This is a genomic window from Saccharibacillus endophyticus (assembly GCF_013185185.1).
GTDB classification, from domain to species: domain Bacteria; phylum Bacillota; class Bacilli; order Paenibacillales; family Paenibacillaceae; genus Saccharibacillus; species Saccharibacillus endophyticus.
On sequence record NZ_JAAZWE010000005.1, the window covers coordinates 384499 to 408758 of the forward strand.

At 55.0% G+C, this 24260-nt stretch carries 18 protein-coding genes and 1 pseudogene; 6 read left to right on the forward strand and 13 right to left on the reverse strand.

The features are described from left to right. Positions 1–4 precede the first annotated feature (4 nt). The gene (locus tag HRQ63_RS19075) at positions 5–574 is read right to left on the reverse strand and encodes a GNAT family N-acetyltransferase (protein WP_172246719.1); all 570 of its coding nucleotides are present in this window, start codon (positions 572–574) and stop codon (positions 5–7) included. A gap of 210 nt (positions 575–784) precedes the next feature. Here HRQ63_RS19075 and HRQ63_RS19080 point away from each other — a divergent pair, with 210 nt between their 5' ends. Beyond that, positions 785–1243, forward strand: coding sequence for a hypothetical protein (locus tag HRQ63_RS19080; RefSeq protein ID WP_280529322.1), 459 nt, complete (start codon positions 785–787; stop codon positions 1241–1243). A gap of 325 nt (positions 1244–1568) precedes the next feature. On the opposite strand, the gene HRQ63_RS19085 is transcribed toward HRQ63_RS19080, so the two are convergent. From HRQ63_RS19085 to HRQ63_RS19110, 6 genes are all read right to left on the reverse strand, one after another. Further along, positions 1569–4478, reverse strand: coding sequence for a glycoside hydrolase family 3 protein (locus HRQ63_RS19085; RefSeq protein WP_172246721.1), 2910 nt, complete (start codon positions 4476–4478; stop codon positions 1569–1571). A 180-nt stretch (positions 4479–4658) separates the two neighbouring features. Next, a complete protein-coding gene (locus HRQ63_RS19090; protein WP_172246723.1) occupies positions 4659–5891 on the reverse strand; it encodes a Fic family protein in 1233 nt (410 codons plus the stop codon). Between the two features lie 99 nt (positions 5892–5990). After that, a complete protein-coding gene (locus HRQ63_RS19095; protein WP_229714301.1) occupies positions 5991–7259 on the reverse strand; it encodes an MFS transporter in 1269 nt (422 codons plus the stop codon). Positions 7260–7340: 81 nt separating this feature from the next. Beyond that, positions 7341–7916 (reverse strand): TetR/AcrR family transcriptional regulator, encoded by a 576-nt coding sequence (locus tag HRQ63_RS19100; RefSeq protein WP_172246725.1) that lies wholly within the window; start codon positions 7914–7916, stop codon positions 7341–7343. Between the two features lie 146 nt (positions 7917–8062). Then, a complete protein-coding gene (locus HRQ63_RS19105) occupies positions 8063–10456 on the reverse strand; it encodes a phosphoketolase family protein (RefSeq protein ID WP_172246727.1) in 2394 nt (797 codons plus the stop codon). A gap of 641 nt (positions 10457–11097) precedes the next feature. Next, positions 11098–11799, reverse strand: a complete 702-nt coding sequence (locus HRQ63_RS19110) for a GntR family transcriptional regulator (RefSeq protein ID WP_172246729.1) — start codon at positions 11797–11799, stop codon at positions 11098–11100. Positions 11800–11996: 197 nt separating this feature from the next. On the opposite strand from HRQ63_RS19110, the gene HRQ63_RS19115 reads away from it, so the two are divergent. After that, positions 11997–13970, forward strand: a complete 1974-nt coding sequence (locus tag HRQ63_RS19115; protein WP_172246731.1) for a beta-glucoside-specific PTS transporter subunit IIABC — start codon at positions 11997–11999, stop codon at positions 13968–13970. 48 nt (positions 13971–14018) lie between these two features. Continuing rightward, entirely contained in the window at positions 14019–15449 is a 1431-nt protein-coding gene (gene bglA / locus HRQ63_RS19120; protein WP_172246921.1) for a 6-phospho-beta-glucosidase BglA, read from the forward strand. A gap of 291 nt (positions 15450–15740) precedes the next feature. On the opposite strand, the gene HRQ63_RS19125 is transcribed toward bglA, so the two are convergent. The 4 genes from HRQ63_RS19125 to HRQ63_RS19140 all read right to left on the reverse strand — a co-directional run bounded on the left by HRQ63_RS19125 (position 15741) and on the right by HRQ63_RS19140 (position 19912). Beyond that, positions 15741–16811 carry a threonine aldolase family protein gene (locus tag HRQ63_RS19125; RefSeq protein WP_172246733.1) on the reverse strand — a complete coding sequence of 357 codons (1071 nt, stop codon included), beginning with the start codon at positions 16809–16811 and terminating at the stop codon, positions 15741–15743. A gap of 91 nt (positions 16812–16902) precedes the next feature. Continuing rightward, positions 16903–17985 (reverse strand): hypothetical protein, encoded by a 1083-nt coding sequence (locus HRQ63_RS19130; protein ID WP_172246735.1) that lies wholly within the window; start codon positions 17983–17985, stop codon positions 16903–16905. A gap of 137 nt (positions 17986–18122) precedes the next feature. Next, positions 18123–18701 (reverse strand): TetR/AcrR family transcriptional regulator, encoded by a 579-nt coding sequence (locus tag HRQ63_RS19135; protein ID WP_172246737.1) that lies wholly within the window; start codon positions 18699–18701, stop codon positions 18123–18125. A gap of 23 nt (positions 18702–18724) precedes the next feature. Continuing rightward, on the reverse strand, positions 18725–19912 hold the full coding sequence (locus HRQ63_RS19140) for an MFS transporter (protein WP_172246739.1): 1188 nt from the start codon (positions 19910–19912) through the stop codon (positions 18725–18727). 257 nt (positions 19913–20169) lie between these two features. Between HRQ63_RS19140 and HRQ63_RS19145 the strand changes: the two genes are divergently transcribed. After that, positions 20170–20934: a DUF4386 domain-containing protein gene (locus HRQ63_RS19145; RefSeq protein WP_172246741.1), complete on the forward strand. Its 765-nt coding sequence runs from the start codon at positions 20170–20172 to the stop codon at positions 20932–20934. Here the strand turns inward: HRQ63_RS19145 and HRQ63_RS19150 are convergent. Further along, positions 20909–21487 (reverse strand): annotated as a pseudogene (locus tag HRQ63_RS19150) (Crp/Fnr family transcriptional regulator). The gene HRQ63_RS19145 and the pseudogene HRQ63_RS19150 sit on opposite strands and share 26 nt — an antisense overlap. Positions 21488–21505: 18 nt before the next feature. Further along, positions 21506–22174 (reverse strand): GDSL-type esterase/lipase family protein, encoded by a 669-nt coding sequence (locus HRQ63_RS19155; protein WP_172246743.1) that lies wholly within the window; start codon positions 22172–22174, stop codon positions 21506–21508. A gap of 245 nt (positions 22175–22419) precedes the next feature. Here HRQ63_RS19155 and HRQ63_RS19160 point away from each other — a divergent pair, with 245 nt between their 5' ends. Next, a complete protein-coding gene (locus HRQ63_RS19160; protein ID WP_172246745.1) occupies positions 22420–23142 on the forward strand; it encodes an S-layer homology domain-containing protein in 723 nt (240 codons plus the stop codon). Positions 23143–23335: 193 nt separating this feature from the next. Next, positions 23336–24178, forward strand: a complete 843-nt coding sequence (locus HRQ63_RS19165) for a helix-turn-helix transcriptional regulator (RefSeq protein ID WP_172246747.1) — start codon at positions 23336–23338, stop codon at positions 24176–24178. Positions 24179–24260: the final 82 nt, after the last annotated feature.

Sequence of the window (24260 nt, forward strand, 5' to 3'; positions counted from 1 at the left end):
TCCGTTATTCCAAGATCGACGAATCAAATATTTTATAAAAATAAAGAGTGAGGCCGATCTCCGGATTAGCCGCCTGCTTGAGCGTATCCGCGCCGCCGAGCACCATGCCCTGCTTGAGATAAAAGCGGCAGGCCGCGAGGTTGTCGTCCTGCGCTTCCAGCGATAAGCCGAACAATTCCTGCTCGCGCGCCCAACGTTCCGCCTGCTCCATCAGCATCGCGCTCACTCCGCGTCCGCGATGCGAGCCGCGAACGGCGATATTTTCGATATACGCGTAGCGCGTCCAGTCCCGTACCAGACGAATCTGCCCCACGCATTCCGCGCCGTAAAAAGCAAGGAAAATGACCTTCTCGTCATTCCCGATATACGATTCCCAGTCCAAACGATCTTCCGGGAAACAAATAAAGCTCGTCTTGTCGAACATCTCCTCGGCATGCGTCCAGACCCCGTTATGAAAACCCGGAACCAGTCGGCCGAAGATCGGAAACGTCTCGTTCATATCGTTCACGTAAGGGATATGTTCGATGTCGAAACGAACGATTCGGATGCCTTTTGCCTGATGAGTTTCTTCCATGCGATCTCCCCCTGTTTATGCGTTCTGCGTTCCATTATAGGGCAAAAAGAGATAGGATGCCGACGGCGCGTAAAATCTGCTAAATATTTAACTCAAATTTGATTTAAATAGAATTGTTTATTTTAAAATCGTGATATAAGATTGCGGAAGCTGGCGAGCAATATCCGGCCTTGAGTCTATGTTATATACGTATAGAAAAGAGGGATTATGATGAAAAAGATTCAAAAAGCAATCGCGGCCTCCGTATTCGCGGCCGTGGCTGCGGTAGCAGTCGTCGCTCCGGCTTCGGCAAGTTCGATTACCGGCATTAACGGGACCTCTTCGATCGACATTCGTTCGATGGACCTGGAGAGCGCGATGATGGCCGTTCAGCAGCAGCGCGCGAACCTGTTGGAACAACAACTGAAAGATCAGATGCAATCCGTTCAAGACCGCAACGCGCAGCTCGCCATCTTGAACTCGCAGCTGAACGAAGCTCAAGCCAACGGCGACACGGCAACCGCGGAAGCCCGCAAAGCCCAGATCGACGCATTGAGCAGCACCCAGCAGATGGACATGCTTCGCCTGCAATCGCTGAGCAACAAGCGCAACGAAGCTTTCGATGTGATGACGAACTTCATCAAGAAAATGCAGGATTCGAGATCTTCGATTATCGCGAACATGAGATAGGAGGGCGCTGCGGGGAGGTGTAGGACTGAAGGTCAAAACCTTACTCATCTACGCCTTCTATCAATCGAAGCATCCTTTAAACGAGCGAAGTGTCGGACCTTTAGGTCCCTGCTTCGCTTTTTGTCATGCTTTCGTACAGTCACGCTTGCATATAGCTTCAATATGCAAAAACCAGGTTCCCTATACCAAAGGGAACCTGGTTTACTACCTAAAAGCTTTGCAAGAAAGCGGAGGGAGAAATTCAGTGAAAGACGCCTTTGAAGTCGTAAAGCCATGGGCTTTATGACTGAAACAGCGTCTTGAACGAATTTCTCCCGCAGCCGCTTTATGCGAAGCGGATCGAACTTACGGATACTTTGCCGTTCAGCACGAAGTATGCGTTTTGACGGCCGCTTACGCCGTTCAAAGCAATTTCAACGTCCGTCCATTGCTGCGCGCCGCCTTTTTCGACCGAAGCATGGCCGACCAGTTGGCCGTCCGCGCTGCCGAGACGAACGTCGATCGTGCCGCCTGCTTCGCTGGCTGCGCGGATCGTCACGGATTTTGCGCCTGCGCCGAATTCCGCGTCCTGGAACGCGATCCAACCGGAGTCGCCCGCGACTTCGATCGCTCTGCCGCCTTCGTAGCATTCGCCGAGGAACACGCCTTCGTAAGCGTCGTAATTGACGGCTTTAGTTGATTGAGTCAGATCGCGCGGCGGGATGGTTTCGCCGGATACTTGCAGCTCGGTGCTTAGCGGAAGATCATCCGACGACGAACCGACGGAGAGCGTGTATTTCGCGTTTTCGATCACGAAGCGCTCCTGCGTCACGTCCCATACGGCCAGTTCCGACAGCGGAACGCTGAAGGAGACTTCTTGCGACTGCCCGGCAGCGAGTTTGATGCGGCGGAAAGCCAGCAGCTGCTTGAGCGGACGCTTCACGCGGGATTGTTCCACGCGGCCGTAGAGCTGCACGACTTCTTCGCCGTCCGCGTCGCCCGTGTTCGTTACGGTAACGGTCAGATCAATCTTCGTACCTTCCGCAGCCGTTACGCTTGTATCAGCCAGCTTCAGGGCATCGTAGCCGAATGTGGTGTACGACAGGCCATAGCCGAATGGATACAACGGCTCGCCGTCGAAGTAGCGGTAGGTACGGTTGCCCTGGATGATGTCGTAATCCATGAATTCCGGCAGTTGGTCGACGGATTTGTACCATGTCATGCTGACGCGTCCGGCCGGGTTCTCTTCGCCGAACAGGACGTCGGCTACCGCACGGCCCACTTCTTGGCCGGCGTGCGTCGAGTAAAGCACGGAAGGCACGTTTTCGTTGACCCAGTTCAGCGCGTACGGATAGCTGCCGATGACGACGACCACCGTGTTCGGGTTAACCGCCAGCACTTCCTTGATCAGCTGCTCCTGCGATTCCGGCAGCGTGATGTCCGGACGGTCGACGGTTTCTTTGCCGTTGATCAGCGGGTGGTTGCCGACGAATACGACCGCGACTTCCGCGTTGCGGGCCGCTTCGCGCGCGGCTTCGAACTTGTCGGTCACTTTTTCCACTTCGAACGCGTCCGCTTGCAAAGCTTCCGCCGCCGAGTTGTCGAGCGCCGACGTGCCGCCTGCGTCGATCTCGTTCGAAGTCTCTTCCGCGCGGCCGTCGCCGGACAGCAGTTCGCCGTTTTCTCCGACCGTGACCGGCGTGTCTTTCCACGTCGAGAAGGTTACGGAAGAATCATCGCCGTTTTGCGTGCGGGCCAGGAAGACTTCTTTGGTGAACCATTCCCAGATCCGGTTAGCCGATGCTTTGACGATCCGGTCGTCGGTTGTCAGATACAGACCGTTTTCTTCGGCGATCAGCGTCGCGTTGTCCCAACCCCAATCGGTCAGTTCGAAAACGGAAGCCTGTTCGGCCGAATCGGCTGATGCCGCCAGCGGCGATTCTTCTTTTTGCTGGAGCGCGACGTATTTGCCGTTCTTTTTCGACTTGAGTTTGATACGGTCCGTACCGCCGGAGAAGGTTGCTTGGCCGCCTTTGCCCGCCGCTTCCAGCTTTTGCTGGATGCCCGCCAGCGGCGTGATCGCGTAAGGCAGCTCGCCGCTGTACCAGTCGCGATACACGGTTCCGCCCAGCGGTCCGATGACCGCGACTTTGCTCAGCTTGTCCGCTTGCAGCGGCAGCAGCTTTTTGTCGTTTTTGAGCAGCACGACGGCTTTGCGCGCAGCTTCGCGTGCCAGCTCGGCGTGTTCTTTTTTCATGATCACGGACTCGTCGATCGCGGCGTACGGGTTGCCTTCTTCCGGATCGAATTCGCCCAGGCGGAAACGCACTCTGAACGTATTGCGCAGCGCAACGTCAAGATCCGCTTCCGTGATCTGTCCGTCCTTCAGCGCTTCGCGCAGCGAAGATTTCATCAGTTCGCCGTCGTCGGTGAGGCTGTCGATGCCGCCTTCTTTGACGGAGCGGGCGACCGCTTCCGTATGCGAATCCAGGTAGCCGTGATCGCGCACGGTGCCGGACACGTCGAACGCGTCGCTGACGACGAAGCCGTCCATGCCCCATTCTTCTTTCACGATGCCGTTCACGTCCGGATTCAGGTTGGCCGGTACGCCGTTGACCGCGTTGTACGAGGTCATCATCGACTGCGCGCCGCCTTCTTTGAACGGAATTTCGAACGCTTTGAGGTAGTATTCGCGCATGTTGCGCGGATCGATGCTGACCGAAGCGTCGCCGCGGCCCACTTCGTTATTGTTGGCGATAAAGTGCTTCAAGGTGGCAACCGCTTTCAGATACGTCGGATGATCGCCTTGGATGCCTTTTACCAATGCGGAGGAAAGTTTGCCGGCCAGAATCGGATCTTCGCCGTAAGCTTCTTCCGTACGTCCCCAACGAGGGTCCCGCTCCATATCGACGGTAGGCGCCCACAGCGTCAGGCCATTGATCTCCGGATTGCGTTTGTAAAAGCCGCGGGCTTCGTCGCCGATCGCGCTGCCGATCCGCTCCAGCAGCTCTTCGTCCCAGATGTTCGATAGTCCGATCGGCTGCGGGTAACCCGTCGCTTCGCCCAGCCAAGCCATGCCGTGAGCGGCTTCGGTGCCGTGCTTGTAAGGTTTGACGCCCAGACGCTCGACGGCGGCCTGGTATTGAATCATCAGATCGACTTTCTCCTCCAGCGTGAAGCGGGAAACAAGATCGGTTACGCGCTCCTCGAGCGGAAGCGATGTATTTTGAAACGGATAGTTGGTTTCGACAGACATGGTGATCCTCCTTAGAATACGCTTTCTTCTCTACATTTTAAGATAGATGCCCGTTCGCAAACTACCCGGATAATTGGAGGCGTTTTCATACGAAATTCGGGGATCAAATTGATTTCGCATAAATTTCAAAAGCCGTCCTTTTATTGGACGGCTCGTTTTACTGCTCTGATAAACTCTTTCCTATGTCGTTAAAATTCGCTCAATGCATTCTTCGCATATTTTATACGATTTCGGATTTTTCCCAATGACTTCGATATATTCTTTTTCAATCAGGTAATTTAAAGCCTTTGTTGCCTTATATCTCGACAAATTAGATACTTCCAAAAGCTGTTGTAACGGAAAAACATAATCTTCGTCTATAAAAACACTCACGCTAATAAACAAGTTCAGAAGAGCGCGTTCTTCAAGAAGATTCTCCCAATCAGGATGCTTAAAATAACTTCTTATCTTCTTGTATTTCATTAAATTGAGATCCAAGTCCTCGATAACACTTTGTTGTCCTGCCGACAACAAAGTCAGCATGTCAATCAAATAAAAAGTGATTTCTCCTTGATTGGAGGGAACTGCGATTTCTTCTAAAGCTTTATAATATTTTTTCTTATCTTTATTTATGGCGTATGAAAACGTGATAGCCGAATACTTTTCTAAATATTTAGAAAGATAGCTTCCTACAATTAATCTCCCTGTTCTACCGTTCCCATCGTAAAATGGATGAACATATTCATAATAATAATGAGAAATCATATATTTGTATAAAGGAGGATGAGTTTCATCCTTGAGATAATCAACCAAGGCATCAAGCGACTCTATGATTTTCTCCTCAGACCTTACACCAATATGCGTCGTGCTCATACCATCGTTAATCTCCACATACCCCTTTCTAAATAATTGTCCGTCAGGAGTGTTTTCTGTTCCTACTTCGTCAGACACAAAATTATCGTATAGTTCTCTAAAGTGTTTGATGTCTTCAAAAAGAGGAATCTTGTCGATGTACTTATAAGTCTTCATCATCCCTACGAAACGTTTTTCGGTGTGCTTATTCTTTCCGGATTCCGCCAAAGCTTCTTGCAACTCTTTCTTTGTACTACGTATGCCTTCGATTTCGTTATTGCTCTGAGCTTCGTTCACGATGAGTTTTTGAAAATACAATTCGATGACAAAAGCAGGAAGTTGGCCGATCGATGAAGAAATTTTTGAACTGTTTAATAACACTTGACTGTGCAGATTCATAAGTTCGGGAGTATTAACATAGAACAGCTCGTACGATTCCTTCATCACGCTACCTTTGCGAAAACCGTTAATGCTTAACGAAGTCAAATATGTGCCATAACTGTTACGTCTTTTGTAAAACTCGGCTTTGTAAGCATCTGCATCTAATTTATAGCGAAGCTTAGAAAGTTTATCATAAGGCATATTCTCACTCCTCCACTGTTGATTTTCATTTTTTTAATTATACATTGAATTATGCATCTATTTCACTCTTAAAATTCAATTTTTAAAAAACAGACAGCTTTAACACTCTTTATTCTCACACAGGCCGCTCACCCGCTCGAGCCGCCGCTGCGCGCTGCCTTCTGTCGCGAAATAAGCCAGTGCCAACAGCGGAAGCGCGGCGCCGATCATCATCGCCACCTGCCAGCCGCCCGAAGCGAACGCCCAGCCTCCGATTGCCGAGCCGGCCGCGCCTCCGACGAAGAAGATCGCCATGAACAGGCCGTTCAGGCGGCTGCGCGCTTCGGCGCCGAGCGAGAAGATCGCCCGCTGGCTCAGCACCAGATTGGCGGACACGCCTAGGTCGAGCAGCACGGCGGCGGCAACCAGCAGGCCGACGGTGAAGATCGAGCGGTGGTGGACGAACATCGGCAGGAACGCGGAAGCGGCGACCACACCCAAAGCCAATCCCGTCGCGACGTAACTCCACCCCCGGTCAGCCAGTCGGCCCGCGATCGGAGCCGCCGCCGCGCCAGCTACGCCGACGAGCGCGAAGATCGCGATGCCCGTTTGCGAGAAGCCGAAAGCGGGACTTGCGAGCAGCAGGGGAGCCGTCGTCCAGAACAAGCTGAACGACGCGAACAGCAGGGCATGGTACACGGCGCGGCGGCGCAGGACCGGAGTCGACGTCAGCAGGCGGCGCATCGAGAGCAGCAGCTGCGGATACGTCATGCCGGACTCCGGATGCCGTTTAGGCAGGGCGCGAAGCAGGACGAGTGCCAGCAGCAGAATCAGACCGGCCGATACGAAGAAAATGGAACGCCAGCCGAACCAACCGGCGAGCAGGCTGGACAATGGGCGCGCCAGCATGATGCCGAGCAGCAGTCCGCTCATGACGTTGCCGACGACCCGCCCCCGCGACTCTTCCGAAGCCAAATGCGATGCGTACGGAACGAGAATCTGCGCGGCGACGGAACCGAGTCCGATCAGCAGCGCGGCCAATAGGAACAGCGGCGCGCTTCCGGCGACCGCCGATAACGCCAGCGCCGCGACGGTGAAGAACAGCAGCACCGACACCAGCTTCCGGTTTTCTAAAATGTCGCCGAGCGGCACGAGCAGCAGCAAGCCGGCCGCGTAGCCGATCTGCGTCAGCGTCACGATCAGACCGGCCGAACCTGCGGACAGGCCGATCGCTTGGCGGATCGGTTCGACCAGCGGCTGGGCGTAATACAGATTAGCCACGATGATCCCGCAGGCCGCAGCCAGGAACAGCAATAACCAGCCGGGGATTTGTTTTTCGTTTCGCGATCCCGAATCGGGGCTTACTTTCACGTTCATTGTGTTTGTCATTTTCATTCACTCTCCTTCATATTTCGGAACGATCGTTCCGTAATGACCAAAAAAATAGGCTTCGTGCTCCTATTTTCTTTTTTACAGCATACCCAAGAACGTATCGATCATGCTTTCCGCCCGCTCCCGGCTGTTGTTCAGCTTGGCCGCGACGTTGATCCCGTGATTGATCGTGAGCAGCATGTACGCCAGATCCTCGACATTCCGATCCGCCGCGATCTCGCCCGATTCCTGTCCGCGTCTCAGCAGTTCCAGAAAAGCCACCCGGAGCTCGTCGAAATGCGCCCGCATCAGAACATTGATCTCGTCTCCCGGCGAATCGACGTTCACGATCGTGTTCGTCACCAGACAGCCCATCGGCGTGTCTTCGCGGAACGATCCGTCGATATGACGCTCGAAATACTGACGGATGCCTTCTTTGGCCGACTCGGCTTCCAACAGGAACTTCCGTTTTTCCTGGCTGGTCCGCTTGTACAGCTGCGCCGCTTCCAGATACAAGGAATGCTTGTCGGTAAACGTCTCGTACATGCTCGACCGGCTGATGCCCATCGTCTCCAGCAGATCGGCCATGCTCGTGCCGTCGTACCCTTTTTCCCAGAACAGCAGCATCGCCTTATGGAGCACCTGCGCCCGGTCGAATTCTTTGGTCCGCGCCATCGTCATGCCTCCTTTCCTTTTCTTTCCTGAATCCATCATACTCTTTTCGGAACGATTATTCCAGTATTATTTTTTTAAAAAAATCGCAGCAAAAAAAGACCGCCTTTTTACAAAGCGGCCTTCCCGAAAACTTCACATGAGAAAAATTACTCCAACCCTTCCCAACGCCATTCCGTCACTTCCGGCAGGTCGCGGCCTTCTTCCCGGATGTAGCGCGTGTGCTTGTCCAGCATATCTTCCATCTTCCGCACGATCTCCGCGTAACGCTCGTTGTGCGGCAGGGCGGTCACGGCCGTTTTGACGATGCTGAACCGGTCCATTTGATTCAGCACTCTCATGTCGAACGGAGTGGTGATATCGCCGTTTTCCCGGTAACCGTGCGCGTGCAGGTTGCGGTTGGCATGGTCGAAGAACAGGTCCTTGAGCAGTCCTTCGTAACCGTGGAACGCGTACACGACCGGTTTGTCGACGGTGAAAAAGGCCTGGAACGCGTCTTCCGTCAGCCCTCGCGGATCGCGCTTATGATGGCGCAGCTTCAGCAGGTCGACGACGTTGACGCAGCGGATCTTCAGCTCCGGCAGCTGTTGATGAAGGATCTGGATCGCGGCCAACGCTTCGACCGTCGGCTCCGTGCCGGAAGCGGCGATGACGATATCCGGTTCTTCGCCTTTTGTCGCCGTGCTCGCCCAATCGACGATTTTCAGTCCTTGTTCCACCAATTCCGCCGCTTCTTCCGCGCTGAACCACTGCGGACGCGGATGCTTGGACGAGACGACCACGTTGATCCGCTGGCGGTCGTTGGCGATTTTTTCGAATACGGCCAACAGCGTATTGGCGTCGGCCGGCAGATACTCGCGGACCAGCTCCGGCTTTTTGTCCGCCAGATGGGTCAGGATGCCGGGGTCCTGGTGCGTGTAGCCGTTATGATCCTGCTGGAACACGGTCGACGAGCTGATCAGGTTCAGCGCCGGAATATCCGCGCGCCACGGCAGGTCGGACGCTTTGCGCATCCATTTGAAATGCTGGGTGATCATCGAATCGACGACCCTTAGGAACGCTTCATAGCTGGCGAAAAAGCCGTGTCTGCCGCTCAGCACGTACCCTTCCAGCATGCCTTCCGCCTGATGCTCGGACAGCTGCGAATCGATGACCCGGCCCGAATGCGCCATGTCCTCGTCGTTGACCTCGTCGATCTTCGCCACCCACTGCCGCTTCGTGACCTCGAATACGGCGGACAGCCGGTTGGACATCGTCTCGTCGGGCCCGAAAATACGGAAGTTGCGATTCTCCTCGTTCAGCTTCATCACGTCGCGGACGTATTCGCCGAGCACGTGCATATCCTGATCGTCCTGCGCGCCGGGCTTGTCGATCTTCACGGCGTAATCCGCGAGATTCGGCAGCTTCAAATCCCGGATCAACTTTCCCGCGTTGGTGACGGGATTCATCGCCATGCGGCGTTCTCCCCGCGGCAGGATGTCCGCGATCTCCGACTTTAAGCGCCCGTTTTCGTCGAAAAGCTCCTGCGGGCGATAGCTGTTCATCCATTCCGTCAGCGCCGGCGTGTACTGCATATGCTCGCGGTCGGCCGGAATGGGCACCTGATGCGCTCGGAACGAACCTTCGATCGTTAGGCCGTCCCATTTCTCGGGTCCCGTCCAGCCTTTGGGCGTTCGGCAGATCAAGACCGGCCACGCCGGGCGGGACGGGTCTTGGTCTTCACGGGCATAGCGCTGAATATTCCGGATCCGTTCGATCGCCGTATCCATGGCTCCCGCCATCTGCGGATGCAGGATCGCCGGATCGTCGCCTTCGACGAACAGCGGCTCCCAGCCGAGTCCCCGGAAATACTGCTCCAGCTCCTCGTCCGTCTGCCGGCCCATGATCGTCGGATTGCTGATCTTGAATCCGTTCAGATGCAGGATCGGCAGCACGGCCCCGTCATGGATCGGATTGATGAAGCGGTTCGAGAACCACGAAGCTGCCAGAGGCCCGGTTTCCGCTTCTCCGTCCCCGATCACGACCGCCGCGATCAGATCCGGATTGTCGAGAATGGTACCGACGCCGTGCGACAGCGAATAACCCAGCTCGCCGCCTTCATGGATCGATCCCGGCGTTTCCGGCGCGGCATGCGACGCGACTCCGCCGGGAAACGAAAACTGCTTGAACAGCCGCTGCATGCCGCTTTCGTCCTGCGTGATCTTCGGATAAATCTCGGTGTAGCTGCCGTCCAGGTAAGCGTTCGAGACCATCACTTGTCCCCCGTGGCCCGGCCCTTCGATATAGAACATGTTCAGGTCGTATTTGTTGATGACCCGATTGAGGTGCGCGTAAATAAAGTTCTGCCCCGGCACCGTGCCCCAATGGCCGATCGGATGCACCTTCATGTCCTCGTCTTCGATCGGCCGCCTGAGCAGCGGATTGTCTTTGAGATAAATCTGTCCTACCGACAAATAGTTCGCGGCGCGCCAATACGCGTCCAGCTTGTCCAGGTAAGCGGGCGACGAGTAATCTTGTTCGTTTTGCACAGTCTCCGGTTTCATGTTCTTCTCACTCCTCCTCGGATATCCAGCGCGGCTCTTTTTCTGTCTATTCTGTCCGCTCGGCCGATTTCGGCCCACAGAGCCTTTTACCCACGCCGCCCGCCATTTACCGAGTTCTTTTTTACCTTCGCCGTTTAAGCGACGCGAAAAAGCGGCCTTATTAGGGCCGCTGCCAGTCTGTCGAGAAAATCACGTTTGCGTAGGAAGCGAGAAGACTCCGAGAGAAATTCGTTCCGGTCGCGTGTTGAAATCGGGAAAAAGATTGAATTTTAGTGGTGTTTTCCCGATTTCAAAGGCGATCACTGTCGTTCCTTCATTGAATTTCTCTCTCCGTCTTCTCGCTTCCAGCTACGTTGGAACTTTCTCGACACGTTGGCGGCCTTAATAAGGCCGCATGCTTTTTCTTCCGCTTTGCTCTTCGCTCTTAGATTTTCTCTTTTGCCTACCTTAACCCCTAGAAAAAGGCCTTAGGCGGAGGGGGAGTTCGCGTAGGAGCGCTAGCGTTCGCCTTTGCAATTGGGAAGCTTCCTTGTTGAATTACAATCTAGCTTCCCAATTGCAACACGCGACCTGAAGCCTTTCGAAGAAAGACACCTCGGAAGCATACGCTAACGAACTTTCTCGGAGCCGTCCAGCCTTTTTCATCCACCCGCCTGAATGAAAAACTGCGACTGTACATAGTTGTACGTCACTTTCGAGAAATCGAACGGCTGGCCGTTGGTCAGGTAGAAGATGCTCTCCATGACGAACTTGGGGTCGCCTTTTTGGAGGCCCAGATGTCCGGCTTCTTCGGCGTTCAGCTTATCTACGTGCATGTATTGGTCGGAGAAGCCGACTTTGAGACCCAGACCTCCTTTGACGTACTCGAACACGGACTCTTCCACGATCTCGCGGTTCAGGTAGGTGACGATCGATTTGTTGAAATACGACTCTTCCAAGCACAGCGTCTGCTCGTAGATGTACCGGACGCGCTTCACGTAATACACGTCGTCTTCGACCGTCAGGTTGAGGTTGGAGGCGGCTTCGCGGGTCGGCTTGCGGACGTCCAACTCCAGCACTTTCGAACTGAGCTTGAAGCCTTCCAGATCTTTTTTGAAGCCCTGGTTGGAGGTCAAGCTGATATAGCCTTTGCGCTTGTGCCGCCTGACGAAGATCCCGCTGCCCCGCACCTGGAAAATGACGCCTTTGCGCTCCAGCAGTTCCAAGGCTTTGGTCAGCGTGCTTTTGCTGGCGTCGAAACGCGCGATCCATTCTTCGAGCACCGGAAGTTTGTGCCCCTGCTGCAATCCCCGTTCTTCGATATATTGTTCGATTTCGTCCGCGATCTGCTGGTATTTGAGCATCGGCTTATTGTCCTTTTCGTTGGGGGAGTCCCCTGATTTTACCGAAATTATAGCACACTCTTTTTTCGAAAACGGTACAGAAAACCAATTTGACTCTTTTTATTTAATTGTCTGTTCAATCTTATTTTGTTTGGGTACTAATAAATTATACCGGTACAATTATCAGATTGATATTCAGATCGACGGGAGGAATTCCTTTGGCAGCTAGCGTAAGAGATTATCCGAAATTGGCAAAAGACATACTGGACGCCGTCGGCGGCAGCGACAATATTGTAAGCGCTACGCGATGCGCGACAAGACTCCGGTTGGTACTCAAAGAGTCCGGCCCCGAAGCGAAAGAAAAAGTAGCGGCCATGCCCGGCGTTATTACCGTCGTCGAAAACGGCGGGCAATTCCAGGTCGTCATCGGCCAACATGTCGGCGAAGTGTACGAGTCGTTCGCGGGACTCGCGAACCTTGACGCGAACACGGAAGACGACGCGCCGAAAGGCACGATCCTGAACCGCATAATCGCGACCATGTCGGCCGTATTCGCCCCGTTCGTATACATACTGGCGGCCGCAGGCATCCTGCAAGGTCTGCTGATCGTCGCCAACCTGATTTATCCGGCATTCGGACAGACCGGCACCTACGAAGTATTCAGCTTCATCTCCTGGGCGCCGTTCACGTTCCTGCCGATCTTTATCGCCATCACGGCGTCGAAGCACTTCAAGACCAACACGTTCATCGCCGTCGCCAGCTGCGCCGCGCTCGTCAGCCCGGATTGGGCGGGCATCGCGACCCGTATAGCGGACGGCGAAAACTTCCGCTTTATCGGCATCGCGCTGACCGAGACGACGTACACCTCGTCCGTGCTGCCGCCGCTGTTCCTGGTCTGGATCTTGTCTTATTTGGAAAAGTTCCTGAACAAGATCATGCACGAAGTCATCCGTCCGCTGTTCGTGCCGTTCCTGTGCCTCGTCATCATGGTGCCGCTGACCATCGCGCTGATCGGTCCGCTGTCCACGTGGGGCGCCAACGGCATCGCGAACGGCTACAACTTCCTGGCTGAAAACGTGCCTGCGCTCGCCGGAGCGATCGTCGGCGGCTTCTGGCAGGTCATCGTCATCTTCGGCGTTCACTGGGGCGTCACGCCGATGGTACTCGCCAACTTCGAGCAGTACGGACGCGATTCGTTCCAGGCGTACCAGACGATCGCCATCGTGGCTCAGATCGGCGCCGTACTCGGCGTCATCATCAAGACCCGTTCGCAGGAAACGCGCAAAGTCGGCGTATCCGCGGGCATTACCGGCCTTTTCGGCATTACCGAGCCGGCCATCTACGGCATCACGCTCAAGTTCAAGAAACCGATGATCTACGGCTGCATCTCCGGCGCGATCGGCGCGATCGTCGCCAGCTTTTTCAACCCGTATTACTTCGCGTATGCCGGACTGCCGGGTCCTTTGACCATCGTCAACGGCATCAACGAAGGTTATCCGACGTCCGTCTGGGGCATCCTGGTCGGCTGCGCGATCTCGCTGGTGCTGCCGGTGCTGATGATCCTGTTCCTCGGCTACGGCGAAGACGCGACCGAGAAAGCGTCAGCGTTCGCGGGCGGCGACGCCGAGACCGGCAAAGCTGCCGCACGCGGCGGCGTAACTGCGGCCACGGCTCCGCAAACCGTCGACATGCAGAGCGCGCCTGACGCGTCCGCAACTCAAAAAGCGCTGCTGCTCGACGACGAAGCTGTGTTATCTCCGCTGAAAGGCCGCGTGCTTCCGCTGTCCGAAGTACCGGACGAAGCGTTCAGCACGGGAGCGATGGGACCCGGTATCGCGATCGAGCCGGAAGAAGGCAAGCTGTACGCGCCGTTCGACGGCGTGGTTGCCACGACGACGCCGAGCCGCCACGCGATCGGCCTGCGCTCCGAAAGCGGCGTCGAGCTGTTCGTCCATGTCGGCATGGATACGGTGAAGCTCAAAGGACAACCGTTCACGCTGCATGCCGAAGAAGGCCAAGCGTTCAAGAAAGGCGATCTCCTGCTGGAGTTCGACCGGGAAGCGATCCAAAAAGCCGGTATGCCGACCATCACTCCGGTCTTGGTCACCAATGCTTTTGACTACAAAGACGTGATTATCGAAAAGTTGACCTCCAGCACGCTGAGCACCAAGCTGCTGACGGTCGTCAAATAAGGAGGATTTTCATCTATGACTGCTTCTGATTTCAACGAAAAAAAACGAATGCCGGAAGGCTTCCTGTGGGGCGGCGCTCTCGCCGCCCATCAATTCGAAGGCGGCTGGAACGCCGGCGGCAAAGGCCCGAGCGTCGTCGACGTGCTGACGGCGGGCGAACACGGCGTGCCGCGCCGCATCAGCGACAAGGTCGAAGAAAACGAGTTCTATCCCAACCATGAAGCGATCGACTTTTACCACCGTTATAAAGAAGACGTTGCGCTGTTCGCCGAAATGGGCCTCAAAGCGCTCCGCACTTCCATCGGTTGGAGCCGCATCTTCCCGAACGGCGACGAAGAGCAGCCGAACGAAGAAGGTCTGCAATTTTACGACGACCTGTTCGACGAATTGTTGAAACACGGCATAGAGCCGGTTATCACGCTGTCCCACTTCGAGATGCCGCTGCATCTGGCGCGCGAATACGGCGGTTTCCGCAGCCGCAAAGTGGTGAACTTCTTCGTCAAATTCGCCGAAGTCTGCTTCGACCGCTACAAGGACAAGGTCAAATACTGGATGACGTTCAACGAGATCAACAACAAGATGGACGTCCGCAATCCGCTGTTCCTGTGGACCAATTCCGGCGTGATCGTCGAGGAAGGCGAGAACGCCCGCGAAGTGATGTACCGGGCCGGCCACCACGAGCTGCTCGCCAGCGCCTTGTCCGTGATCAAAGGCAAAGCGATTAATCCGGACTTCCTGATCGGAGCAATGGCGTCCCACGTGCCGATCTATCCGTTCTCCTCGAACCCGGAAGACGTGATGCTGGCCGAAGAATCGATGCGCGAGCGCTACTTCTTCCCGGACGTGCAGGTGCGCGGTTATTATCCGAGCTACGCGCTCAAAGAATTCGAACGCGAAGGCATCTCGATCCCGTTCGAAGACGGCGACGCCGAGATCCTCAAGCGCGGCACCGTCGATTACCTGGGCTTCAGCTACTACATGTCCACGACGGTCAAAAGCGACATGCAGGACGATACCGACGGCAAAGTGTTCAATGGAGGACTTGCGAACAGCGTCGAAAATCCGTACATCAAATCGAGCGACTGGGGCTGGGCGATCGACCCGACGGGCCTGCGCTATACGCTGAACCGTTTCTACGACCGCTATCAAATCCCGCTGTTCATCGTGGAAAACGGCTTCGGCGCGGTCGACAATGTCGAAGACGACGGTTCGATCCACGATCCGCAGCGCATCGACTATCTGCGTTCGCATATCGAAGCCGTGAAGCAAGCGGTCCTCTACGACGGCGTCGACCTGATGGGCTACACGCCGTGGGGCATCATCGATATCGTGTCGTTCACGACCGGCGAGATGAAAAAGCGTTACGGCATGATCTACGTCGACCGCGACAATCAAGGCAACGGCTCGATGCAGCGGATGAAAAAGGATTCGTTCGAATGGTACCGCAAGGTCATCGAATCGAACGGGGAAGAACTATAAATCGAACCTGCGAGCAGGAAAACATTTTGAATACGTAAAACGAAAGAAGCTGCCTCCGACCCGGATTGGGATTTGGAGGCAGCTTCTTGTGAATTCGACCGCGTCTACAGGCCAACTTTATTGAAATAACCGCAACAATCCATTTAATTCTCGCCAAACCGGATCATTTACGAAAATAAATGCATAAATCCAGTTGTTTGAGCTAAACGTACACGATTGCACTCAAAAAGAAAAAATTAAATGGAGATATGCAGTTATTCGTTTTCGCAAACACTCATAACGGTCGTCGTATTAACACAAAGCATCTGCCGGCATCTGTTCCTTTTGCTTGACGCCTTGCAGATCGGCCAACAGCTCGTCGACCTCTTCTTCCGTCGTTCCCCAACTTGTACAGAAACGAACGGCGGTATGCTTCTCGTCTACCTTTTCCCACGTCGTGAACGTGTGCTTGGTTCTCAACTCTTCCAGCAAAGCGTTCGGCAGGATCGGGAACTGTTGGTTGGTCGGCGAGTTGTGCAGGAAGCCGCAGCCCAGTTCTTGCAGGCCGCTGCGAAGTTTCATCGCCAGGCTTACCGCGTGACGCGAAATTTCGAAGTACAGGCCGTCTTCGAACAGCGTTTCGAATTGAATGCCGAGCAAGCGTCCCTTCGCCAGAAGACCGCCGCGCTGCTTGATCAGGTAACGGAAATCGCGCTTGAGCGCTTCGTTCATGATCACGACCGCTTCGCCCATCAGCGCGCCCAGCTTGGTGCCGCCGATGTAGAAGACGTCGGTCAGGCGCGCCAGGTCGGCCAGCGTAACGTCGCTTCCTTCGGCCGCCAGCGCGTAACCGAGACGCGCGCCGTCGACGAACAGCGGAAGTCCGTACTGTCGACAAACGGCGCTGAGGTCTTGCAGTTCCGCCAGATTGTAGATCGTGCCGTTCTCCGTCGATTGCGAGATGTAGACCATGCCGGGCTGCACCAGATGTTCTTTGGCTCCGTCGTTCAGATGCGCCTCGTAAGCTTCCCGCACCTGCTCCGCCGTGATCTTGCCGTTTTGATGCGGAAGCGTCAGCACTTTATGTCCCGTCGACTCGATCGCGCCGGTCTCGTGGCCCGCGATATGCCCGGTATCGGCCGACAATACGCCTTGATGCGGACGCAGCAGCGCGGCGATCACGGTCGTGTTCGTCTGCGTGCCGCCGACGAGGAAATGAACGTCCGCGCGGTCCGCTTCGCAAGCCTGACGGATCAGGCCGCGTGCGCGCTCGCAGTGCTCGTCCGTACCGTAGCCGCTGGTCTGTTCCATATTCGTTTCCAACAGTCGCTGCAAAATGCGCGGGTGCGCGCCTTGAGTATAATCACATTCGAATCGGGTCATGGTTGATCTCTCCATTTTCTGTATAAGTCAAAATCCGTTGCTCCTATCATACTCCGTCCGCAGCGTTTTTTGTATATTTATACGAAAATTTTTAAGAAGAATGTTTTCTACCAGTGGACGAATGAACGAAGAAATGAATCAACCAAACCAACAGTTGAGCGACAAAAAGAAAAACAATTATCCATGCACCGCCATACACCGTCCATACATGAAGGACATCCATCCATCCGGGTGCATGATCGCCGAACAGCTTCGCGGCTTCCCGGCCGAAGAAGTAGAACATGCCCAGCGTGAACAGTCTCGACCACTGCGCCGGAGCATACGCGCCGAGTCCTTTTCGCAAGCCGTACCGACGCACGCGCAGGACGGCCCGCACGATTTCCGCACCTTCGACGAGCAGCAGAAGCAGCAGCGCGAACATCCAGATGCCGATCAATACGCCTGCCGGGAACACCGACGACTTCAGCGCGGCCGCTCCCGTGATGGCGACGGCGCCGTACAGAATGCAGTTGCTTTCCGGCCAATCGTCCGCCAGATTCCAGCCGCGGCGGCGATAACGCAGGAACAACAGCGCGACGCCCGCGAGATAGAACAGGATGCCCAGCAGGATCAGCACGCGATAGACCATGTATTCTTTCGCTCCGAACAGCTCGTGCAGCATCAGGCAGACGGATTGCAGCGCGACGGTCGTCAGCAAAATCACGCCGTGCAGTTTGCCCGTCAACCGCAGGCCCGCGATTTCCCCCGCCGCCAGCGACGCCCCGAACAGGTAGAATATCAGCAGTCCCACGTTCAGGATGCCGAGCGCCACCAGCACCGGATGCAGCTGCGGAATATTCAGATGGGCCGCCGTCAGCGCCGCTCCCGTCCCGGCTACCCATGTCCCGATCGCGAAACGCCCGACGGGATCTTTCCAATGGCGGCTTTTGAAGCTGCCGTCCAGCACAGAACCCAGATAACATGTCAGCAGGAACAGCCAGAGCAGCAGCGTGAAGGCGGCGAAGCCGATCGTCCATGCCGAGCCTTTTCCCGCAAAATGGACCAACACGCCCTGCGTGAAGATCGCGAACGCCATAACGGCGGCTCCGTCGGCGGTCGGCACGGCGGGCATGCGAACGAATTTGGCGCACAACGCGGCGAGCAGCAGCAGGATGATCGCGGAGATGACGAACATGGAAACCCCTCCTTTTCGCGTATTCTTATCTTTATATAGAAAGACCGATGCCGCACAATTGAAACATCCTTCCGCATGCGACAAAAACGGCGACCTTCGATTCGAAGGTCGCCGTTTCCGCGAGCGACGTCAAGACTTCAAAGTTTCGCCGGCGTATGCCCGATTCCGGTCAAAAAGACTTTCCACGCGATCGCCAACGTCTGGTCATAAGCCTGACGCGTCTCGTACACCAACTGAATATCCAACCCGTCCATCATCGTCATGCAGGCCACCATGCACTCTTCCGGAGTCAGACGGCCGACTTTCGCTTTGGCGAATAATGCCGTCAGCTCATTCTTCAGCACGGCCAGGTAGCGACGGTATTCGAATAACACGAAATCCCGAACTTCGAGCGGCGTCGTAAAAGAGAACACGAACATCAGGTGCATGCCGGGGCGCGTGAGGTAACGGTTTTTATGCTCGATCATATAGCCGTGCAGCCGCTCTTCCCAAGCCTTGTTCGACGTCTCGCCGAAGAAACTGCGCACGAACGCGATCTCTTCTTCCACGACTTCCCCGTACAGCTCCGTCAACAGTTCCTTTTTGCTTGCAAAATGGTACGCCATCGATTGCTTGCGGATACCCGCTTCTTCTGCGATCTGCGACATCTTCGTTCCCTCGTAACCATGAAGATTGAACTGCGCGATCGCCGCTTCTTTAATCTTTTCCCTGCTCAATGACAACCCTCCGACGGGCCGGATCAGACCCTCTTTTTCCGATTACGGATCGCGTATCCTCCATACAGCAGCAGATAGGCGACCATGACCGCTATGGCTACATCATACACCAGTTCATAGGAAAACGCCGAGGCCAGCAATCCGAGAATCATGGCGCCGCCGCCGATCCCGAGATCGAAAAAATTGAAAAACGAAGCCATCGCGTTCTCGTGCTCGTGTTCGCCCACCCGATTGACGCACCACGTCTGGATCGCCGGGAATACCGCGCCGAAGCCGAGTCCGTACAGTAATGCGGATAAAAGGAACAGCAGCTCGCTTCCGGCTAGTGTGAGCAGCCAAATTCCCGCGATCATGAAGAACGCCGACGGAACGAGCACCGAACCCGGGCCGAGACGATCGAACATTTTACCGGAAATCAGACGCACCAGGAAGCTGGCCGCCGCCACGATGAAAAAGAACCAGGCTACGGATGCAAATCCTTTTTCCGCGGCGTACAACGCAATGAAAGACATGATCGATCCCGCAGCGATGCCGACCAAAAAAATGAGCAGCGACGGGAACAGCACTTTGCGCTCGATCAGTTTGACCTTGGCCTCTCCATGCACGGCTTCCGACTCGGCATCGGTCTGCGGTTTGCGCGAAATGAATGCGGTCATCAGCACGGCGAGCAGCAAAATGAACGCGCCGCCGAAGAACAGATTGTGGAAGTCGTAACGCATCAGAATGGCAGTGCCGATCAGCGGGCCGACCGACACCGCGACCGTCTCGCCTACGCCGAAGTATCCCAATCCCTCGCCGCGGCGCTCTTTCGGAATGCTCGCCGTCGCCAGCGTCGCGAAATACGTCGTCGCCAAGCCGAAGCCCAGACCGTGCAGCACGCGAAATACGAGAATCATCCCGATGCTCGTCGACAGGTAATAAGCGCCCGTCATCAACGCGCAGATCGCCAAGCCGATTAACAGCAGGTATTTCTTGTCGATTTTCGCAGCGAGCTTGGCCGTGAACGGACGAATCAGAATGGCGGAAAACATGAAGATGCCTGTCACCAGTCCGACTTGCGACGCTCCTCCGCCCAGCTTCGACACGAACAGCGGCAGCGTCGGCAGCATCATCTCGAATACCATGAAAAGCAGCGCGTTCGCGACCATAATAAAAATAAAAGAGCGGCTCCACAACCGGGCCGCCGGGGCCGTCAACGCTTTCGTACTCATCTCTACCTCCGATAATGCTTAAATTTGATATGAGACGAATTTTATCTGACCATAGTCAGTTTGTAAAGATTTTTTTAGCGTATATAAACAAATTGAAAATAAAATAGCTGACTATTGTAAGTTTAAGCTCAAAAATAAAAGCCCAACGAAAAATCGTTCGGCTTCGCTTTCCCCTCTTGACTTAAGTCAAGGCTGTATCGTCAGCGATTCTTTACAATAACGCTATAAAAATGACTTTGTAGAGGAGGCTTATATCCATGAATGTACGCACGCCAAAAAACGACACCCCTCGAAGCGCGGCAATCGCTTCGGGAGTCTCGCTGTTGGTGATGGCCGCAGCCGCGGCTTACAGTTACGGATTTGTGCATGATCGGCTTATCGTACCGGACGATTCCGCGGCCACGGCGGCGAATCTCGGCACCTTTTCCGCCTTGTTCCGCACCGGAATTCTCGGTTGGCTGCTGATTATCGTCTGCGACGTCATCGCGGCCTGGGGCTTGTATCGCTTTTTCGAGTCCGTCAATCGCAGCCTGTCGCTGCTTAGCGGGTGGATGCGTCTCGCCTATACCGCCATACTGGGGATTGCGGTTGCTTTTCTGGCATTGGCGCTGTTATCTGCGGAGCATATGACCCCAAACGATGCGTTGGCTGCCGAATCCATTTGGCTGTCATTGCGCGTCTTCGATTTCGTCTGGTCGGTCGGGCTTGTGATCTTCGGACTGCATCTATGGATTACGGGCATGTTGATTTTTCAAGCGCCGACTGCCCCACGCTGGGTGGGTGTGTTACTGCAAGCTGCCGCACTCTCCTATCTGGGCGTGCATTTGTATAAGATTGCCGTGCCGGAAATGAGCCTATGGTTCAGTACGCTGAAAGCGGTGCTAAGCGTCCCGATGGCGTTAGGCGAGTTGAGCCTTGCTTTCTGGCTGCTCCTAAAAGGAGGACGAGCAGCGCCGCAGCCCTCCTCGATCCCTTCCGATTCCGCAAACGCAGAGCTTAAGGCGTCCGAATCCGCTTCTTGATGCGGCTCAACGATTCCGGCGTCATTCCCAAGTAGCTGGCCAATTGATGCTGCGGTACGCGTTCTGTCAAATTCGGACGCTCCCGCAGCATTTTCCGGTACCGTTCCTCCGGCGCAGCCGCGATAAAGGCAGCAAACTCCCGCTGCATCCGCGCCAAATACTCTTCCATCATGAGTCGCACCATGGACTCCAACTGCGCGTGACGCTCGAACATGCCTTTTTCCGCAGCCAGATCTCCCACGACCAATACGCAATTTTCCAGGCAGGTCAGATACCAATTCGAGCCTTTGTCGGGATCACGCCTGTTCATGCTCGCGACGGCCTGTTATTCGGTGTAAAACTCGGACGTATTTTCATTCCCGTCTTCGTCGATCGCATACTGTCTAACGCACCCTCGCAGGACGAAATAACAAGTCGACGACACTTCTCCTTGTTCGACAAGCGTCGTTCCTTTTACATATTGCCGGATATCCAGTTCACGCAGAATATTTTCCCGTTCTTTTGGCCCAAGCGTGGTGAACCGTTCGAGATATTGATTCAGAAGATCCGTCATGCCCGTCCCTCCGCTTCCTTACAAATACCGCTGCAAGTTATCCCAGACGATCTTGTATCCGTTAGCGAACATGTGGATGCCGTCCATCGTATAGGCTTCGTTCAGGTTTCCGCGTTCATCCGTCAGCCCTTGGTTCGCGTCGACATATTCCAACCCGAGCCGTTCGGCGAGCTGCTGAACAGCTTCATTGGCACGGGCGAGCGTCCCGTTGTTGCGACGCGAGAAAAATTCGGCCGCTCCCGCAGGGTCTACGCCAGGGAACTTCGTTTCCGCGTTGACCGGATAATATTTCATCAGCACAATGCGACAATCAGGCAAATGCTCCTGTACCCGCCGCAGAATCTCCTCGTAACGCTCGATCAGACCGTCAATCGCATAATCCGGTTCGCCGAGATCGTTGGTTCCGATATTGATGAACAAACGCGACGGCGCAAGCTCCAAAATACAGGCATCGAGCGAAGCCAGCAGCTCCCGCGTCACGAATCCGGCGACGCCGCGATTGTATACGGTAAACGGCTTGCCGGATGTCTGCTGAAGCTCGTGAATCGGGAAAAATTCCATCAACGAAGAACCCGCGAACACCGTCTGTCCTTTGGCGGCGTAGCGGTTGAGAATGCGGTAAGCGTCAACTTTGCCTTGCTTGTCGGGCGCAAGTTCCGGGTGATCGGCCGGGAGATTCGAGGTCATGGGGAATTCCTCCTTTTGATAGGGAAAACGGAATGTAGAAACGCTTTTATATTCATATTAGAGGAAGGCGAAGCGAATAACCACTCTGCGCGCAAAAGGCCTAGCATGATCCGAAAATCATTCCTTTAATTAATTTTTAGGTAAATCTCAGATCTTCGCAACCTTTTCCGAAAACGGTTCGTCTGGGTAGGCAAGAACGAGAACATAACGATGTTAATCTACTGATCCCACAGGAGGTTCTATCCATGAAAAAGAAATTCGCAGCTTCCCTGATGTCCGTCTCGATCCTGACTGCTTCGCTCGGCGGTTCGATCTTTGCTGCCGCACCTACGACGTTTAAGGATCTGAAGAACGTAGCCGGACAAGAAAAAATCCAATCGCTGCAAGAGCAAGGCATTATCAAGGGCGTAAACGCAAGTTCGTTCGCTCCGAACTCGTCGGTGACGCAAGCTCAAGCGGTGCAGTTCATCTCTAACGGTCTCGGCCTGGTATCGCTTGAACTGCCGGACGTTGACGCATCGCAGACGGCTCATGACCTGTTCCCGGCCGTGAAGAACGACGCTTGGTACGCGGCAGCTTTCCTTGATGCGGCACAGAGCGGCGCAAGCATCCCGACAGACGTCGATCCAACGGCAAAAATCACGCGCGAAGCGTATGTCGACTACCTGATGGATACGCTCAAAACAGCAGGCAACCTGCCGATGATCAATATCCTCGTACCGGAAATCGCGGACGAAGACCAGTTCGATATCATGTCGCTGGGCTCTACTCAACTGGCAATCGCGCTGGAAATCGTACAATTGGACGCCGACAAAAAGTTCCACCCGCAAGAAGAAATCACGCGTGCCGAAGCAGCCGTCATGCTGTATAACGCGATCGATTACATGAACCAACTGAAGCAGCCGATCACGATTTTGCCGATTGAAGAAGACGGCGAAATGCACATCCTGCCGATCAAAGCCGAGTAATCTTCGTTCGCCATGCGCCGAAGAGCAAGCTTGATCGGCAGCGAATCGAAGAACAAGATCGACCGGCAGCCTCTCCATAGCGCTACAGGAAACGCCCGATGCGACCACCCCACCCTCGCATCGGGCGTTTTTTTGTGCGCGTGTCCGTTTTGACTTAAAATATAGGCACATTCTGCGAAAAGGCGGGTTCTTCATGACAAAAAATCGTTCATCCTCGGCGCTCGGCGAATTTATCAAGTCGCGCCGTCAGCGGCTTCAACCTGAAGATTCCGGCATCGATCCGCTTCCGGGACGTCGCCGCACGCCGGGACTTCGCCGGGAAGAAGTCGCGTATCTGGCCAATATGAGCGTCACCTATTACACCTGGTTGGAACAGGGCAAAGACCTCAATCCGTCTCAAGAGATTCTGCTCAACATCGGCCGCGCGCTGAAGCTTGGCGATTCGGAGCAGAACTACCTTTTTTCATTGGCTGAATCTTCGCTGGCTCCCACGCATGTAGCAGATGCCAGAACCGATATTCCGTTATTGCAGGCATTGACCAACCAACTCGCCTACCCGTGCTTTATTACGAACGACAGCACGGATGTGCTCGCATGGAATCGCTCTGCCGAGCTGTTAATGGCGGACTTCGGCAGCGCTTCCGAGCAGGATCGGCACGTACTGGATATGGTGTTTTTGAATCCGGCGTTTCGGGAACGGCTGCTGAACTGGGAGCCGTTTGCCCGTTACACGGCGGCTTGGGTGCGCACGAACTTCGAGCGCAACAAGCATAATCCGCGATATATGGAGCGATTCGAGCGGTTGAGCCGAGACAGCGAAGAGTTCCGGCGCTGCTGGGATCTGTTCGAGGTCAAAGAAAGCCATGTATATCCCATGCATTTCCGTCTGCCCGACGGTCGGCGGTTGGACTTCGATATTCACTCCGCTTCCCACATCGACCAAGATCCGAGCCTGGTCTGGTCAATTCTCGTTCCTGCGCCCGGTACCGATACCGAGCAGCAGCTGAAAGAACTATTGAGGCAGGACGCCGAGTAACAGGTCTCAAGTGGTCAATAGCGGTTAGCGGACCGCGATCCAATGATCCAATCCTGACAACGTACTGCGACTCAGCCTATCA

What these genes read in the sequence shown, in the direction of transcription:
- HRQ63_RS19100 (WP_172246725.1), bottom strand. Translation starts at nt 7,916, where the DNA reads ATGGCGCGGACCAAAGAATTCGACCGGGCGCAGGTGCTCCATAAGGCG.
- HRQ63_RS19165 (WP_172246747.1), top strand. Translation starts at nt 23,336, where the DNA reads ATGACAAAAAATCGTTCATCCTCGGCGCTCGGCGAATTTATCAAGTCG.
- HRQ63_RS19085 (WP_172246721.1), bottom strand. Translation starts at nt 4,478, where the DNA reads ATGTCTGTCGAAACCAACTATCCGTTTCAAAATACATCGCTTCCGCTC.
- HRQ63_RS19075 (WP_172246719.1), bottom strand. Translation starts at nt 574, where the DNA reads ATGGAAGAAACTCATCAGGCAAAAGGCATCCGAATCGTTCGTTTCGAC.
- HRQ63_RS19155 (WP_172246743.1), bottom strand. Translation starts at nt 22,174, where the DNA reads ATGACCTCGAATCTCCCGGCCGATCACCCGGAACTTGCGCCCGACAAG.
- HRQ63_RS19125 (WP_172246733.1), bottom strand. Translation starts at nt 16,811, where the DNA reads ATGACCCGATTCGAATGTGATTATACTCAAGGCGCGCACCCGCGCATT.
- HRQ63_RS19145 (WP_172246741.1), top strand. Translation starts at nt 20,170, where the DNA reads ATGAATGTACGCACGCCAAAAAACGACACCCCTCGAAGCGCGGCAATC.
- HRQ63_RS19080 (WP_280529322.1), top strand. Translation starts at nt 785, where the DNA reads ATGAAAAAGATTCAAAAAGCAATCGCGGCCTCCGTATTCGCGGCCGTG.
- HRQ63_RS19130 (WP_172246735.1), bottom strand. Translation starts at nt 17,985, where the DNA reads ATGTTCGTCATCTCCGCGATCATCCTGCTGCTGCTCGCCGCGTTGTGC.
- HRQ63_RS19095 (WP_229714301.1), bottom strand. Translation starts at nt 7,259, where the DNA reads ATGACAAACACAATGAACGTGAAAGTAAGCCCCGATTCGGGATCGCGA.
- HRQ63_RS19160 (WP_172246745.1), top strand. Translation starts at nt 22,420, where the DNA reads ATGAAAAAGAAATTCGCAGCTTCCCTGATGTCCGTCTCGATCCTGACT.
- HRQ63_RS19105 (WP_172246727.1), bottom strand. Translation starts at nt 10,456, where the DNA reads ATGAAACCGGAGACTGTGCAAAACGAACAAGATTACTCGTCGCCCGCT.
- HRQ63_RS19140 (WP_172246739.1), bottom strand. Translation starts at nt 19,912, where the DNA reads ATGAGTACGAAAGCGTTGACGGCCCCGGCGGCCCGGTTGTGGAGCCGC.
- bglA (WP_172246921.1), top strand. Translation starts at nt 14,019, where the DNA reads ATGCCGGAAGGCTTCCTGTGGGGCGGCGCTCTCGCCGCCCATCAATTC.
- HRQ63_RS19090 (WP_172246723.1), bottom strand. Translation starts at nt 5,891, where the DNA reads ATGCCTTATGATAAACTTTCTAAGCTTCGCTATAAATTAGATGCAGAT.
- HRQ63_RS19110 (WP_172246729.1), bottom strand. Translation starts at nt 11,799, where the DNA reads ATGCTCAAATACCAGCAGATCGCGGACGAAATCGAACAATATATCGAA.